We start from the raw sequence: 16,709 nt of genomic DNA on the forward strand, positions 1-16,709 counted from the left end.
TCTTTTTATGTGATACATTTTTCTTTTAAAAGTTTCGGCTGCAAAATTAATAATAATAATTTTGCTCACCAAAACTTTTGTCTATTATCTCTCTTACGTCTATATGAAAGTGCCATTAGTTGTAGCAGCTCTCACCATGCTCGTAGATATCCAGACCTTCTTCCTCGATTCGCTTATCAACACGGAGGCCAGCTATCTTCTTGATACCCCAGAAGAGGATGATACCTGTAGCAGCTGCCCAAAGGTCGATGCAGAGGATACCGAAGCACTGTGCGCCGAAGAAACCAAAACCGCCACCATAGAAGGCACCACCATCAAGGGCGAAGAGACCTGTCATCACGGTACCGAAGATACCACATACACCATGAACTGAACTTGCACCTACAGGGTCATCAACATGAAGCTTGGTATCGATGAACTCAATAGAGAATACCAGAATGATACCAGCCAAGAGACCGATAATGGCAGAACCCAATGGACTAACCAAGTCGCAACCAGCAGTAATGGCTACCAAACCAGCCAGAATACCGTTCAATGTCAATGAGAATGAAGGTTTGCCATACTTGATCCAAGAGGTGAACATAGTACCGAGACCACCACAAACTGCAGCCAGGTTGGTTGTCAGGAATACGTGGCTGATAGCAACACGGTTAACCTCACCAGAAGCAGCAAGCTGAGAACCAGGGTTGAATCCGAACCATCCGAACCAGAGGATAAATACACCCAGGGCAGCAGCCATCAGGTTGTGACCAGGGATAGCAGTACTCTTGCCATTGCGATACTTACCCAAACGAGGGCCTAAGCAGATAGCACCCACCAAAGCAAGTACACCACCAACACTATGTACGATAGCAGAACCTGCGAAATCATGGAAGGCAGCACCGAATGTCTCCATCATGAATGAACCAGCATCAGCGTTGCAAAGCCAACCGCCACCCCATGTCCAGTGACCCTCTACTGGGTAGATGATCAATGAGATGAAGAAAGAATAGATGCAATACATGGAGAACTTGGTACGTTCTGCCATAGCACCAGAAACGATGGTAGCACTAGTAGCGCAGAAAACTGTCTCAAACATCAGGAAGCCTTCTGTAGGAAGACCGGCTGCATTCGTATAGAAAGACAAATCGCCGAAGTTAGGCATGCCGATGAATCCGGCGCCATCGCTACCAAACATAAATCCAAAACCAACGAACCAGAAAAGAACGGAACCGACCATGAAATCGACAAAGTTCTTAAACAAGATGTTCGCGGTGTTTTTACTACGGGTAAAGCCCGCCTCGCAGAGGGCAAATCCCGGCTGCATGAAAAAGACCAACATGGCTGCCAAGAGCATCCATACGGTATCTACTGAAATTCCTAAATCCTGTACACTCATAATCTCTTTACTTTAAACTTTAAACTTTGAACTTTTTTTCCGTTGAACTTTGAACTTTGAGCTTTGAACTTTATGATTAGTATCAAGACAAGACCTAAAAGGCATATCATAAAGTTCAATGTTCCATGTTCCAAGTTCAAAGTATCACTTCTCCTGCTCCGCATTATAAAGTGCGATGTCGCCTCTTTCACCTGTACGGATTCTCACGGTATCCTCTACAGGAATTACAAAAATTCGACCATCACCAATCTCGCCGGTACGGGCTGCCTCCTGGATGGCATTAATCGTTTTCTCTACGTTTTTGTCGCGCACGACAACATTCAGCAACACTCGCTCAATACTACTGGTATCATACATGACACCACGATAGATACGAGCCTGTCTCATCTTGCCCTCTCCTCTTACATCGTAGTAAGAGAACCACTCGATGTCGGCGGCAAGCAATGCTTCCTTTACATCCTCAAACTTAGTCTTACGGATGATAGCTTCGATCTTTTTCATATTAATCTCTCCTATTCTTTAAATTACATTTTGTTTGTTTACGAGTGCAAAGGTACGACATTTTGCTTAAACAAACTTCATATTACTTACTTTTTGTTTTATTTATTTTCATTTACTTACTATTTGATAAAACAAATTAAAAATTAAAACACAAAATGAAAGCAAATCACACATCTTCACTTTCATTTTGCCATCACAAACACAAAACAAAAAAGACCTGTATGGTCAGAAGCCTCAACAGGCACTGAAAACATACAGGTCGAATCATTATTAACGTAAATCTACCTTCACAATACCAGGTGAACGAAGTCCAGGCTTCAATTCACCACCTATATAATATAAGGTATGTCCTCGCAAAGCAACTTGGGCACCCGCTCTAGCCAAAAGAGCGTTTTCAGGGGATGGGATTTCCCATTGTTCTGTCTTCAAGTTATAAATCAAGAGACTATTATTGAACTTATACCATGAAATATCCTTTTTCAGATAATCCGTCTTGGCTACCATCGAATAGGTACCGCTGATAGCATCCCTGAAGATTTCTCTGTTCACACCACCGGCACAGACAATCTGAGCATTTCCTTTGGCTGAAACCTCTAGTATGGCTGTGGCTCCAGTAAGCGTGAGTTCCTTACCCTGCAAGTTGACAGGTGCAGGAAGCGAAGTCCAGCTCTTACTCATCAGCTGATAGCGCAATCCGGATGTAGCCACAATACTGGATTTGCCATTCTCATAGAATCCGCCCCAAACAAAGAGTTCGCCGTTGTAGGCTGCACATACCGGCTGAACTCGAGGTTCTCCAATCAACTCTGTTTCCGGGGTCCACTTCTCATCCTTTCCGATTTCCATTGTCAGGACGGAAGCAGATGGTCGCCCGTCCTGATTACCACCCACCACGAAGAGACGAGTATCCAGGAGGCATACTCCCATATTATCCACCGTACAAGGCAGGTCTGGCAAAGACTTCAATATAGGTTTGCCGTTTTCCTGGTCCAGATGGATGCTCAAAACGGTTCGCAAACTATGCTCCGTATTACATCCACCTACCAGAATCAAGCTATCACCAGAGGCAACCACACCACCATAGGCAGCAGGCTCAGGCAGATTGCCTATCATCTCCCACTGCAAAGTTTCCTCATTACCAGTAACCTTTGCAGCATAGATGCTGGAATAATACTTTTTCTTTCCTGGCTCCGGGAAATTACATCCACCAGCCACTACCAGGTAGTCGCCGATGAAACCTGCATAACAAGCAGAAACACCGAGTTCATATCCAGCCTCCCCAGAAGGGAAGCCAGACATTGAACTGATATTTGTAAATTGTGTCTTTAAATTTGATTTCATTGTACTACAACTATTTATTATAATAATGATAGATAATGCTAAAAGCGAATTAATACATTTCATATTCTGATGCTATTAACAGTGATTATTGAGTTGGCTATTTGACCTCTCCTCTGAATGTAGATGCCGGTAATCCTTCCTTATTGACCAAATTGGCACGGGTGAAAGGTTGCCATGCATATCTTACATATCTTGGAGCCTTGACCTCCGGAGAACTCAATCTTACCTTGCTGCCTTCTATCTTTACCAGGGCAGGATAGAACAAACCATCCTCCTCAGCAATCTCGAAGCAGGAAGGAGACTTGCCGTCCGATGTGCGGAGGCCATCGCCATAAGTAAAGGACACTACTAGATGATTCCCCTCTTTTACCACATTATTATATATAGGCCCCGAAGGAGTAACTGCATGTCCGTAAGTCTGGTTCAATGCCCAGCGGCCCAGACGTTCGCCAACAGGCTGCTTATGGGTAGGATGCACATCAAGAGAATCACCCTGATCAGAAGAAACAGCCATTCCGGTATTTGGGATAGACTTCATCAATCTGAGCTGACTGTCTCGGAACCAGGTCCATGAAGGACGGTTCAGACTCGACAACTGCACAAAATAGAATGGCATTTCAGGGTTCTTCCAGTTGCTACGCCAACTATCTACCAAGAGACGGAAGAGTTGTTCATGAGCATACATATTATGTGCATTCGATTCACCCTGATACCAGATAACACCCTTGATAGGATATTGCTGCAAAGGCAAGATACCACTTTCATAAAGATAACATGGCTCATAAGGATGACGGCCCAGACGGGTGGCATCATTGGTCAGATTCCGGGCTGCTCTACCTCTTACCCAATCCTGGATAAAGTCGTTCTGCAACCAGTTGCGCAGAATTGCCGGAAACTGGGTCTCCAGAGTGTTTCTATCTACCCAAGCCTCAGTAGGAGCACCTCCGATGGCATTGCAAATCAATCCCACAGGCACCTTCAGACTGTCGCGCAGCATCTTGCCGTAGTAATAAGCCACGGCAGAAAACTGGGCTACAGTTTCTGGGGTAGCACCCTTCCAGGTGGTATTCCTGTAATACTGCAGATGGTTCAGCGAATCCAGGCAGGATGCCGGCCATGCCACATCGTAAGTTTCCCATCTTCCCTTCATGTCGAAGAGTCGCAGGTCGGGGTCATTAGCCTGGGCGATATCACGCTTGCCAGTGGCAGCCTGGTTGAGCCGGAACGCCATGTTCGACTGACCTGAGCACAGCCACACCTCGCCTACAGCCACATGACGGAACTCCTTTTTCTGCTTGTCCGCCTGGATGGTGAGCGTATAATCCGTACCTACCGCCAATGGCTGCAAGGTGACATTCCATTCGCCACGGTTATTGGCAATGGCAGAAACCTTCTGACCGGCAATGCTCACCACTACCTGTTCACCGGTATTAGCTGTTCCATGAATATCAAGCGGTGTGTTGCGCTGCAACACCATATAATCTGTATAGAGATCAGACAGTTTCAAGCCGCCATAGTTTCCGGTGATTCCACCATAAACGGTCTTAGCCAGGATACCTGCACCTTCTGCATTCGGATGAATGGCATCCGACAACAGGTTAGGATATGGATAGAGAGGCGCATGGAAATCGATGAGTTCTGCCCCACTCACCCGAGCCACCACCTTGATGGCTTCCTGTATTTCATCATGCCATTGTTTGGTGCCCGAAATGAATCGGGGATGACGATGAACTATCGGCGTCATGCAAGCCAGGATAAATCTTACCTTTGGATTGGCAGAACGCAGAGAGTCCATCAACGAAAGATAATCTTTCACGAACTCGTCACGATAGTTAGGCCAGTTTCTCGGGTCGGTATCGTTGATGCCCAGGTGGATGACGGCGATGTCGCTCTTGAATGCCATTGCCTGCCTGTACTCCTCCTGCTGCATATAAGGACGGTGCCCGTGGTTCAGCAGGGTGGCGCCCGGCTTTCCGAAGTTACCTACCAGGTATTTGTCACCCAGCATCTTCTGCAGTTGTACGGGATAGGAGAAATGCTCTCTGTCCTGGATACCCGTACCATAGGTGATGCTGTTGCCTATGCAAGCCACCTTGATTTTCTGTACAGGTTTCTTTCGGGCTGCCGTTACTGAGAGGAAGCCCATTGAGAGCATCGACAGCAAAATGACTGTCAATGTTCTTTTTGGAAAAATTAATTTATCATACAACATAACCTTTCTTTCTTTTTTATTCATCTACAAGTGCTACCGTAAACATCCACTTCACGAGGCGGGTCTCCTTAGAAGAGAACTTGCCCACAGGAAGCTTCAGCATCAGCTTGTTCCAACCCTTCTTCAGGGTGATATCTATCGCCGGACGAGACATGTAGTTCTCATTCTTCAGCGTAATCTCGTTAGAGCGTTCGGTATTCGTATTCTCCCAAACAGGAGGCATAATTTCCTTTCCATTGAGCCAGGCACGACTGCACTTGTAATCCCAGGTACCCTGACGGGGAGCCAAATCGCTTTCCGAACGACTGTAGTTCTGGAATTCCAGCATCAGCTGGGTCTTTCTTTCCTTTGGAGAATAAATCCACCGGGTAGCGTAAGCGGTATGGTTTTCCTGCGGATTGGCATAGAAACCAGGAACCAATGTACCCCAGACATGACGGAGATAGATACCGTTGCCGATAATCTTGCGGCTGTGATAGGTGTTACCCTCATACTGATATACGGAATCTTCTTTCTCCTCTGGAGGGAAGACCTTGTTCAAATCGCCTCCGTTAGGGAAGGCATCGGTAATCTGCCATTCACTCTGGGTCTGACGGACGTATGGGAATGGAACCTCCTTCAGCCAGGTATTCTTCTGCCACAACAGGCGGTCTTCGAATTCCTTGAAAGCAGCCAACTGCTCCGGCTCGTCTTCCCACAGCAGGGTGCCCTTGCCATCAAAATAGCAGTTGCCGCCTCCACGCCAGGCACGCTCTGCCAGGGTGAGCATATAAGGATAGAAGTTGTTTTCTGCCAACAACTGAGGTGTATTGTCAATGTATCGGTCGTTCCAAAAGGCTACGATACTGCCAGCCAGATCGTCGCTTCCCTCAGGCTGGTTGTAGATGCGGCTGTTGAACATCGCCACCAGGTCGGCGTAGGTATCGAAATGGTTGGCATAGTGGTAGCGGCAGTCGATGGCAGGGATGCCCTTCTGTGCCTTTCCACGATAGCTCCAGAGCTGCGTCATGTCGATTTCGCCCGGCTTGTAGTTCCAGCCAGGGTTATAGGAAATAACCTTCTTGCCCTTGTCGCGGATGTATTTCACCATCATCGGAACGAAATCCGGATTGGTGAACTGAACCTCGTCGGTTCCTATATGGAGATAAGGTACATCAAACGTAGCGCATACCTCATCGATGATGTCTTTCAGAATCTGAGTGCCCTTCTCGCTCTGCATATCAGTCTTGAAGGTACGCTCAAAGGCAGCACTGTGTCCCGGCATATCGATTTCCGGAATCAGGAGCACCTGGTGCTGCTTGCAGAATTCCACGAGTTGTCGGGCCTCTTCTAATGTATAATACTTTCCTTTCTCACGCTCCATATTCTCTGGAGCATTGAGCTGCGGATATTTCTTGCATTCCAGGCGCCATGCCTGGTTTTCTGTGAGATGCCAATGGAAAACATTGATTTTGTATCTGCTCAGCAGACTAATTTCACGCTTCAGTTCCTCTACAGGAATATAGCTTCTGCCCACGTCGTGCATGAAGCCGCGGATGCGGAAGGCAGGCCAGTCGGTGATTTCACACTGTGGCAAATATATCTTTTTATTCTTAGTGGTTTTCAGCTGTTCCAGCGTCTGTCGTCCCCAATACATACCCTTTGGGGTGGTAGCCTCCAGAAGGATGCCTTTCTTGGTAATCAATAGATGGTAAGCCTCTTCCTGGAATTTAGCTCCTTCAATCTGGCTCACATATTTTTCCTCCACTGTCAACTCGCCGCTGGATTTCTTGCCGTTGAACTGATACTTCTGAGGCAGAGGCAACAATGAAGAAGGATGATTGGCAGAGATGCCAGCCATGCACCAAAATATAGATAGCACAAAAAGCAAGAGTCGATTCATATTTTATTTAGGTTGATTTTGTTGATGATATATGATGATTTACAAAGTTGATTCAAGAGAGAAAAAATTGTAAAGAAGAGAGGGAACGAATCCCTCTCTTCTCACTTTTATAATCAAACAAGATGATGTGTCTTATCGACACTTCCATATACCCTTATTGTTCGTAACCAGGAGTCTGGTGCAACTGGCTGTTCAAGCCAAGAGTATTCTCGTCAATAGGCCACAACAATTTGCTTGCCTGAGCAGAAGTATATTTGGTAACATACTCTGTACCCATCAGACGGAGGTCGTACCAACGCTTACCCTCGAAGAGGAACTCACGGCATCTCTCCTTCAATACTGCCTCGATGACATCAGCATCGCTGCCTACGAAAGAGTTGTTGGCATAGAAAGAAGCGTCAGTATCGTTAGGATAAGCCACCTCAGCCTCATGAGCATTGAAGTACTCCTCGCCGTAAGCACGCTTTCTTACCTCGTTGATCTCAGCAGCAGGATCCTCGCCCAGCAAAGCCTTAGCCTCAGCCAAGCCCAAGAGACAGTCAGCATAGCGATAGATTGGGTAATCATCGAGCCACTGGCGCTGGTTGTAACCCTCCGGCAAGGTACCCTGGAACTTATACTGGATGTTGCCAACATACTTGAGCGACCCATCCTCGTTCTTGGCATAGATATCCTTCAAGCTACCAGCCTTACGGGTATCACCGTCACGATAAAGCTCCTTCCACATATCCTTGTTGAGAGATATACGCATTACACCGTCCATATTACCCATGGCAGACTCAGCCAGAGAAGTACCATCAGCCTCATAGTAGTTCTTGAAGAACATAGAACCCATCACCAAAGTCAAGCGGAAGCTATCATTCCACATCGTCTTCTCATCCTTGCCGTAATAAACAGCGTAGATAATCTCCTTGTTCTTCTTGTTGTTAAAAGCAAATACCTGGGTGAAGTCGTTCTGCAAAGCAACGTCAGCCTTCTTCACATCCTCATAAGCAGCCTTGGCAGTCTGATAATCAGCGTTGCCGCCGCCCATCTGCTTACCGCTCCAGAGATAAGCCTCACCCTTGAGCATCTTGGTAGCAGCCAGAGACCAGTAGTTTCTGCCGCTGGCAAACTTGTAATTGTCGCCATAAGCCTTCTCAGAAGCCTCGATGTCCTTCTTGATCTGAGCCATTACCTCTGCTGCAGGAGAAGCAGCCTTACCCATGTTACCGATGCTGATATCACTACCCTTGGTATAGTCGGTCACTACGATGACGTCGCCATAGGTTCTCAACAGCTGGAAGTATATGAAGGCACGCATACCGTATGCAGAACCCAGATAGTTCTTCTTGGCCGCTTCCTTGATGAGGTCGGTGTTCTCAGTCTTGGCAATCATCAGGTTGAGCTGGTTGATAAGTCCGTAGCAGCCGCCATAGTTGCTGATGGCTGGACTTGCCTGGCTCAAGAGGTTGTTCCACATGAACTCATATCCACTACTTGCCTCACCAGAGAAAGGACTGCCACCATAGAGATTAGTACGCATCTCACCCCAAAGGTAAAGGTTGAAAGTGCGGTCGCGGAACATTGCCTGGAGACCGGTATTGGCAGAACTGAACTGGCCTTCTTCCTTCCAGTAGCCAGCATCAGTAATCTCACTTTGTGGTTCTACATCAAGACAGCTAGTCATTGAGAAGACCATGCAGCCAGCTGCAAAATATTTCAAAAACTTTTTCATTTTTCGTCGAATTTTAGAATGTTACTGATAAACCGAAGAGTAATGTGCGTGGTGTAGGGTAACGACCGTTGTCAATACCTGCACCATAGCCATTATACGCTGCTGGCTCTGGAGAAGCTCCATCATAACCAGTGATGTAGAACAGGTTCTGACCTGTTACATAGAGGGAAGCATTCTGCATGCCTACTCTGCTGATCCATGTCTTTGGCAAGTTCCAGTTGAGAGTAATCTCGCGCAGTGCCAGGTAGTCGCCCTTCTCGTAGAAACGGGAGCTGTTACCGTTGACTGCGGTGTAACCATTGTTCTCACGGGTGATATTCATCTTGTTCAACTGGTCAGCGTATGTAAATACTGGAAGGTCTGCATCGCGGTTGGTCTCAGACCATGTATCCTTTACCTTGTCGATGAGGTTGAACGAACCCTGATACTGTCCCAAAGAACGAGCCTTGAGGTCGTTGTAGATGGTGTGTCCCAATGAGTAGTCGAAACGTGCATAGAGAGATACGTTCTTGTAACCGAATGTTGTGGTGAAACCACCAGTCACATTAGGGAAGATATTACCTACTACCACGCGGTCGAGCTGACTGATATGGCCATCACCATTCACGTCTTCCCAGCATACGTCTCCTGGCTCGATTGGCTTCCAGCCATTAGACTCCTTATAAGTCTTACCGGTTGCAGGGTTGATCTGGTCTGCCAAACCTGGACCATAAAGATGTGCGATGTCGTCAACACGCTCGTTGGCATTTGCCTTTACATCGTCCCAATCTCTGAAGATATGCTGCTGCTGGTAACCTACCAGGTCGCCCAACTTGCCACCTTCACGGTATCCACCAATCCACTTGGTTGGGGTCTTGCCGTTGGCATCTACCTTGCCTGCTGCTACCTCGTAACCACCAATCTGGTTGTTTGGCTTATCGCTGCTTGGCAACTGGAGAACCTTGTTGGCTACAGAAGTGAGGTTAGCTGTAACATCCCACTTGAAGTCCTTGCTGTTGATGATGTTGGCACGTACCTCCATCTCAAAACCAGAGTTGCGGAGCTTACCCAGGTTGGTCTTCATGCTAGAGAAACCGGTGTAACCTGGCAAACTGATATCAGTAAGCAAGTTGTCGGTTGTACGGTTATAGTAGTCGAGGATAAAGCCCAGACGGTTGTTGAAGAAACCGATATCGAGACCTGCCTCGAACGACTTACTCTGCTCCCACTTCAACGCAGTGTTGGTAAGGGTTGAGTTATAGTAACCAGTCTGACCGCCATAGTTGCCATACTTCTTGTAAAGACCATAGATATCGAAGTTACCTATACCGTTTACGTTACCATTGATACCGTAACTTACACGTGGCTTCAAGTTGCTGATGACGCTGGAAATCTTAGAGTTCTTCCAGAAATCCTCCTCCATGATGTTCCAACCTGCAGATACACCTGGGAAGAAACCCCAACGGTTGTCCTTCAACTTAGAGATACCGTCGTAACGATAGGTGAAAGAGAAGAGATACTTCTGCTTGAAGTCATAGTTCACACGACCGAAGAGAGACTCGATGCGATAGCCTGTCTTGCTGCTGCTTGTAGCAGTGCGGTCGGCACCTACATTCAATGTATGGATGCTATCGAATGGAGAGTTCCTGGTTTTGGCATTGAAATTGAAGTACTGGTAGTCGAAGTACTCACCACCCACCATCACATCTACATTGTGATTCTCGAAGAAGGTATCGTGATAGTTCAAGGTACCGCTCAACTGAATCTGAGTGAAGCGTGTAATGTTGGCAGAAGCCTCGCGGGTTGTATTAGGAGAACCCTGGTTCTGCTGCTGGTAAGACTTGTTGAAGCTCTCGTACTGGTAATCGTAGTGATACAATGAAGAGTTTCCTGTGAAGACCAACTTCTTAGGGATGATGTTCAAATCGAAGCCCAAGTTGTAGGTCTGCTTACGTGTACCGTCTGTGCTTGTGAGGCGAGAACGGTAGTACTCTGGGTTACCGTCACCTGTACCCCAACCTGAAGCTGGAGTGCCATCCTCCAAATATGGATTCCAGGTAGGACGCTGTGAACGGGAACGATAGAAGAACTCGTATGTACCAATCCACAGAGAAGGCTGCTTAGCCCAGCTATAGGTAGTACCAGCCTTTACATTCAGGAAAGGAAGTACCCAGTAAGAACCGTTGAAAGCACCATTGAAACGCTTGTAACCTGTACCCTTGACAGCACCATCCTCGTTGTAGTAACCGAGACTTGCAGAGAAGGTACCCTTGTCGTTACCGCCAGAAAGGCTCAGGTAGTGATCCTGTGTAAGCGCTACATCGTGGAAGGTTGCATCTTCCATCTGACCGCTGTAATCCTTATAGAGAATCTGCTTGCCCTCGTAGTATGGGTCGTCCATTAACTGCCAGCCCTCGCTCTGGAGATGCTTGGTATCATCATTGAGATAACGGATATCGAACAACTTGTTACCTATACCATAACCCATCTGGTTATCTACAGAAGCGGCACTTGGAGCATTATTGGTATAACGCTTGTAACCCAAGCGGTTGTAGTAGATGTAATCATGTGCATTGAGGAAATCGTAACCCTGACGGGAGAAGTTCATACCGAGCTTAGCCTTGTAGTTAACTGTGGTCTTACCAGCCTGACCATTCTTGGTCTGAACCAAAATTACACCACCGTTAGCACGAGCACCGTAGATAGCGGTAGAAGCTGCGTCCTTCAAAACCTGGATTGACTCGATGTCTGAAGGGTTGATGTCGCTCAAGCTCTCACGGATAATACCATCCACAACGATGAGGGCACCATTATGACCACCCGTGATAGAAGCACCACCACGCAGGGTGATGTTAGGGCTTGCACCTGGCTGACCAGACTCGCTGATAACGCGGAGACCTGTTACTGTACCCTGCAACGCATTACCTACGTTGCTGACAGCAGCCTTCTCCAATACCTTATTATCCATCTTTGAGATAGCAGTGGTCAATGTGGCACGCTTCTGCTGACCACCGTAACCTGTAACCACTACCTCGGCAAGCACCTGCTTGTTTTCGCTCATTGTTACGTTGAGAGGCTGACCCTCGAACTTGATCTCCTGAGTATCGAATCCGATATAAGAGATGACGATGATGTCGCCCTTCTTCACGTTGCTCAAAGAGAACTTACCGTCCAAGTCGGTAACAACACCATTGGATGTACCCTTCACGAGTACTGAAGCACCGATTACGGTCTCTCCAAAGTCATCAACTACCACACCTGTACAGGTAGAGGTCTGCTGCGTGGCACTCATTGCCAAGCTGTTAGTACCTGCGAATGCTGGCGAAGCGCCCATGCATCCCAAAGATACGGCCATGACTAATTGCTTCAAATCTGAGTTCATGTTTATAAGTTGATAATTAGTTAATATTATTATTTGTATCTATTGTTCGTTATTTGGCCAACGTTCAATTTCATAAATCGAATGTCGTAATAGTCATCAGGTTGGGTTTTAGGATCTTTTCTGAAAGCATTCTCCTCCAGGAGGAAGAAGATGCTGCCATCCTTGCCCTGAACCATGGTAGAATAGGCTGAAGTGGTATTGCTCAGCTGATAGCAGCCTTCCCAGTTCTTGGCAATCGCCTCTGGGGTAGCGTAATCAGCAGGAGTCTCCAATGCCTTGTAGTAGATACCTACGTTGTTACGGCCTGGACCTACCGGAACACTCTGAAGCAACAGCTTTACCTTCTTGCCATTCTTCTTGGCATCCACTATGAGAACCTCGCCATTGCAAGAGTTCTTATGGGCAGCAACACCCATATTCTTGGCATCAGAAGCTATTACCTTGCCCCAAGAGCCTGTGGCAGTCTTCTTATCCTCATAAGTATAGATGTTGATGTGGCGTCCGCCCATCGCACGACTGCTGAGCAATACATTGCCGTTTGGCAATTCCTCGATCTTAGCCTCATCTCCGTGAGGAGCAGCCTCAGCTACATTCTTGCCCAAAACACTCCAAGTCTGACCGAAGTCATCGCTATAGAGAATGCGGTTACCGCTGCGGGTACACAACACGGTATAGACACGATAATACTTGCCTACCTTGATCTGCTTACTCTGACAGATTCTACCACTGGTAAAGAAGGCTGATTCCACTTCTGGGATGAGGTCGTAAATCTGCTTGGTCACTTCCTCGCCATACCATGTCTTACCCTCGTCGTCGCTATAGTATCTACCCATCATCAGGAGATTGCCACGCTTTGACTCCCAATAGCCGATGCCGCCCGATGCACACATCAGGAGGATTCTGCCGCTCTTCTTATCTACTACGACAGCCGCATCGCCATGGGCGCAGTCGAAACTGGTAGCAATACCATTTCCACCCTTTGCCACCATCTGCTCTGGAGAGCTCCAGGTAGCGCCCTTGTCCATACTGGTCTTCATCACGATGTCGAGATGACGGCCACCTCCAATATCCTTATTATGATAACGATGATCGGTAAACGCAATCAACTTACCCGACTTGCACTCCACGATGGCAGGAATACGATACTGTGCATCCTTGTTAGAGAAGACGGTGATGCCACCCTGAGCGTTCACAGCCTGTGTCTCAACAGCCATAGCAGGGGTTGCAGCAGCAACCTGTGCAGGCATCATCAGGGAAATACCCATGGTAGCAAGACACAATGCCTTGCTTATATTTGCTGAAAAAATCATATTTTTACTATTTAGATTTTCTATTACTTATATTTAATACAAATCAGATACTGTTTCTGCCAGAGAGAACTGATAGAGGAATTCAACATATTCACGAACAACGGCTTCTGCAAACATCTTGCCCTTTTCGGCTGTAGCCAAAGCTGGATTTCCGATACCGGTATCCGTTGATACCATCGACCAGTTGCGAGGAATCCAGACCTTTCCGCTATTCAATGCAGGAATTCTGAATCCCCTGGCTGCACCTTCGCCAGCTTCTTTCAAGTTCACCAACTCAGGATGATAATGCATCATCACAGAAGTCTCCACTTCATCAGCATGATCACCTGGCTGTTCGAAGAAATCTTTTGGATTGCTCATCTTGAACCACTCACTGGAAGCTATGATGAAATCAGGAAAATCCACAGCCAGATCACGAATCATATTCTTGAAGGTGTTTCCTCCATGACCATTCACGATGAGGAGTTTCTTGATTCCCTGATGCTGCAACGCTTCTACGATATCCTGCAGAATTGCCTTCTGAGTCTCATATCGGTAATGGATACAGAAAGCCACATCACGCTGTCCGGGATTCTGGGCACCCATAGCCACAGGAGGAAGCACCATGCAATTCACGCCTTTGTCGGCAGCAAGCTGTACGGCAGCATCCACTGCGATGCTATGTGATAAGATACAATCAGTAAGATATGGCAGATGCAGGTTATGAGGCTCTGTTGCTCCCCATGGCAGGATCGCCATCTGATACTGATTGTTTCTTACGGTGCCCAGATTCGATATACACAAATCTAAGTTCTTGTTCATATTTTTATTCTTTGTTCAAAATCTCCTGGCACAGAGAGTATGCCTTGATCATCATTCTCGGAATGTGGAACGGTCCCTTGAAGAGATTACCCTTGGCAGGCTGTGCCACGGTTCCGTCTCTGTGCAGATAACCATACCACTCGCCGAACTCGGCATCTGGGAAGTGGGCGTAGGTCCACTCGCTGATGCGCTGATGCTTGTATATATACTCATCATCACCTGTTGCCAGATAAGCATAGAGAGAAGCGATGATGGTTTCGGTCTGTGGCCACCAGAACTTCATATCCTGTGAATAATCCTGCGAAGGAAGATTCCTGCAGTCTCTGAAGTTGATGATGCCGCCATACTGCTTGTCCCAGCCCCAGTCCCAAGACCAGTCGAAGATCTGCAGCGCCATATCGGTTATCTCCTTGTCCCAGCCTCTCTGCTTTGCCTCTTCCATGATGAACCATGAAGTCTCGATGCAATGACCCGGGTTGATGGTGCGGCCCATACAGGTATCCACAAATTCACCGTTCATGCCCACCGTCTCCAGAAGACACTTGAACTCCGGGTGGATAAAGTACTTCTTCAATTTGGCGATTGACTCATCAATCTGCTCGGTGAGCTTAGGGTCGTTGATAACCTTGCGGATGCATGAACCCACGTTGATGAGAATCATGATGATGCTGTGGCTCTGCAACTGCACTGATTCCTCGAACTTTGGAGCCAGGATGCCTGGTGTGGTGAGGAAGCGCTGGGTGTCCTTGAAAATCTGCAGGGCACGCTCGGCATACTTCTGGTCGCCTGTAGCCAGGGCATACTCTGACATCGCAATGGCTGCGAAGGTTTCAGAGAATACGTAGCGGCGCATACGCAATGGCTTGCCCTCGGCTGTAACAGAGAAGTACATTCTTCCATTCTCGTCGAAACAATGCTTCTCGATGAAGTCGAGGGTGCTCTTCGCAGCCTCCAGCCACATCGGGTTCTTTTCTACATTATTATATGCATAGGAGCATATAAAGGCGAATCGACCCTGGAACCATACCGACTTGGTGGAGTCTATCAGACTTCCGTCTCTATCCACACAAGTATAGACACCACCGTTCACCTTATCCCATCCATGCTCCATCCAGAAAGGCATGATATTCTGAGTTAAGTCGTTCTTGTAGGATTCAGCCCACTGCTTGATATATTCTTTAATATTCATTCTTATTGATTTAGTGGAGATGATTGAAATTAAAACTTATTGCAACGCTCGAAGAAGTTGATAGCTTCCAACTCTTTCTTCATTGCCTGCTCTTCCTCATCGGTCATGTTGCGGAATGGAGTACGGTTTGGCCCCAAATCGAAGCCCATCAGCTTCATGATACGCTTACCGCCCACGATGTTACCACGGTAGTGGCAGATCACGTTGATAACCTCCTGAGCGAAGTTCTGCTTCTCGCGTGCAGTCTCGATGTCGCCGTTCTTCCAAGCATCGATGATACCAACCAGTTCCTTACCATTGTAGTTGGTTGTTCCGCCGATGCCACCCTGTGCACCGCCCTGAGCCAAGCTAGGGAGGATGGTCTCATCCTGACCGTGGAGCATATCGTACTTGCCATCCTTGTAGAGGCGGCACTGGTTATACTCGTAGAGACTCTCGAAGGTATATTTGATACCAGCGAAGTTAGGAATGCGTCCATCTACAGCCTTCAGCAAGTCGAGCATTGGCAGGTAAGCGCCATTGAATGCAGGAATGTGGTAGTAGTAGAAAGGAAGCTCTGGTGCTGCAGAAGCAATCTCCTCGCAATACTTCACCAGTTCCTCGATGCGACCGATATGTGGAAATGGAGGAGCCATTGAACCGATACCCCAAACACCCAACTTCTGAGCATGCTCTGCAAGGCGACGACTCTCACGGAGGCAGCAGCTGCCCACATGAACGATAATCTTGAAGTCCTTTGGAGCCACCGCTACCCATCTCTCGGCGAGAAGCATTCTCTCCTCGGTGGTCAGCATGTAACCCTCACCAGAAGAGCCGTTGATGAACACGCCCTTCAGACCATTTTTCTGAAGCATCTTGGCATAAGCCTCGATAGGTTCCAAGTTCACATCACCGTTGGCATAAAAAGGAGTGAACGGTGCATCAATGAGTCCAATGATTTTTTCCATAATCAAAAATATTTTATACGTTAATTATATGATTCTTAATTCTTTATTCTAAATGATCTGCCGTTGGCAG

11 protein-coding genes are annotated in these 16,709 nt (G+C 47.3%); all 11 read right to left on the reverse strand.

What is annotated here, in order from left to right:
* Nucleotides 1-115: 115 nt before the first annotated feature.
* The 11 genes from ACQRBJ_RS10540 to ACQRBJ_RS10590 all read right to left on the reverse strand — a co-directional run bounded on the left by ACQRBJ_RS10540 (nucleotide 116) and on the right by ACQRBJ_RS10590 (nucleotide 16,639).
* Nucleotides 116-1,378, reverse strand: a complete 1,263-nt coding sequence (locus ACQRBJ_RS10540; protein WP_441933082.1) for an ammonium transporter — start codon at nucleotides 1,376-1,378, stop codon at nucleotides 116-118.
* 144 nt (nucleotides 1,379-1,522) lie between these two features.
* On the reverse strand, nucleotides 1,523-1,879 hold the full coding sequence (locus ACQRBJ_RS10545; protein ID WP_006848366.1) for a P-II family nitrogen regulator: 357 nt from the start codon (nucleotides 1,877-1,879) through the stop codon (nucleotides 1,523-1,525).
* 270 nt (nucleotides 1,880-2,149) lie between these two features.
* Nucleotides 2,150-3,220 (reverse strand): cyclically-permuted mutarotase family protein, encoded by a 1,071-nt coding sequence (locus tag ACQRBJ_RS10550; RefSeq protein ID WP_445303582.1) that lies wholly within the window; start codon nucleotides 3,218-3,220, stop codon nucleotides 2,150-2,152.
* 97 nt (nucleotides 3,221-3,317) lie between these two features.
* On the reverse strand, nucleotides 3,318-5,396 hold the full coding sequence (locus ACQRBJ_RS10555) for a GDSL-type esterase/lipase family protein (RefSeq protein WP_445303583.1): 2,079 nt from the start codon (nucleotides 5,394-5,396) through the stop codon (nucleotides 3,318-3,320).
* A 52-nt stretch (nucleotides 5,397-5,448) separates the two neighbouring features.
* Nucleotides 5,449-7,314 carry a family 20 glycosylhydrolase gene (locus ACQRBJ_RS10560; protein ID WP_445303584.1) on the reverse strand — a complete coding sequence of 622 codons (1,866 nt, stop codon included), beginning with the start codon at nucleotides 7,312-7,314 and terminating at the stop codon, nucleotides 5,449-5,451.
* A gap of 154 nt (nucleotides 7,315-7,468) precedes the next feature.
* Nucleotides 7,469-9,031: a SusD family outer membrane lipoprotein NanU gene (gene nanU, locus ACQRBJ_RS10565; protein WP_445303585.1), complete on the reverse strand. Its 1,563-nt coding sequence runs from the start codon at nucleotides 9,029-9,031 to the stop codon at nucleotides 7,469-7,471.
* A 13-nt stretch (nucleotides 9,032-9,044) separates the two neighbouring features.
* Entirely contained in the window at nucleotides 9,045-12,344 is a 3,300-nt protein-coding gene (locus ACQRBJ_RS10570; protein WP_445303603.1) for a SusC/RagA family TonB-linked outer membrane protein, read from the reverse strand.
* Nucleotides 12,345-12,421: 77 nt separating this feature from the next.
* Nucleotides 12,422-13,702 (reverse strand): sialidase family protein, encoded by a 1,281-nt coding sequence (locus ACQRBJ_RS10575; protein ID WP_294969465.1) that lies wholly within the window; start codon nucleotides 13,700-13,702, stop codon nucleotides 12,422-12,424.
* A 33-nt stretch (nucleotides 13,703-13,735) separates the two neighbouring features.
* The gene (locus ACQRBJ_RS10580) at nucleotides 13,736-14,503 is read right to left on the reverse strand and encodes a creatininase family protein (protein WP_294969463.1); all 768 of its coding nucleotides are present in this window, start codon (nucleotides 14,501-14,503) and stop codon (nucleotides 13,736-13,738) included.
* 4 nt (nucleotides 14,504-14,507) lie between these two features.
* Nucleotides 14,508-15,692: an AGE family epimerase/isomerase gene (locus tag ACQRBJ_RS10585; protein WP_294969460.1), complete on the reverse strand. Its 1,185-nt coding sequence runs from the start codon at nucleotides 15,690-15,692 to the stop codon at nucleotides 14,508-14,510.
* Between the two features lie 29 nt (nucleotides 15,693-15,721).
* On the reverse strand, nucleotides 15,722-16,639 hold the full coding sequence (locus ACQRBJ_RS10590; protein ID WP_294969457.1) for a dihydrodipicolinate synthase family protein: 918 nt from the start codon (nucleotides 16,637-16,639) through the stop codon (nucleotides 15,722-15,724).
* Between the last annotated feature and the right edge of the window lie 70 nt (nucleotides 16,640-16,709).

Source organism: Prevotella sp. SGI.167 (assembly GCF_050313615.1).
Lineage (GTDB): Bacteria > Bacteroidota > Bacteroidia > Bacteroidales > Bacteroidaceae > Prevotella.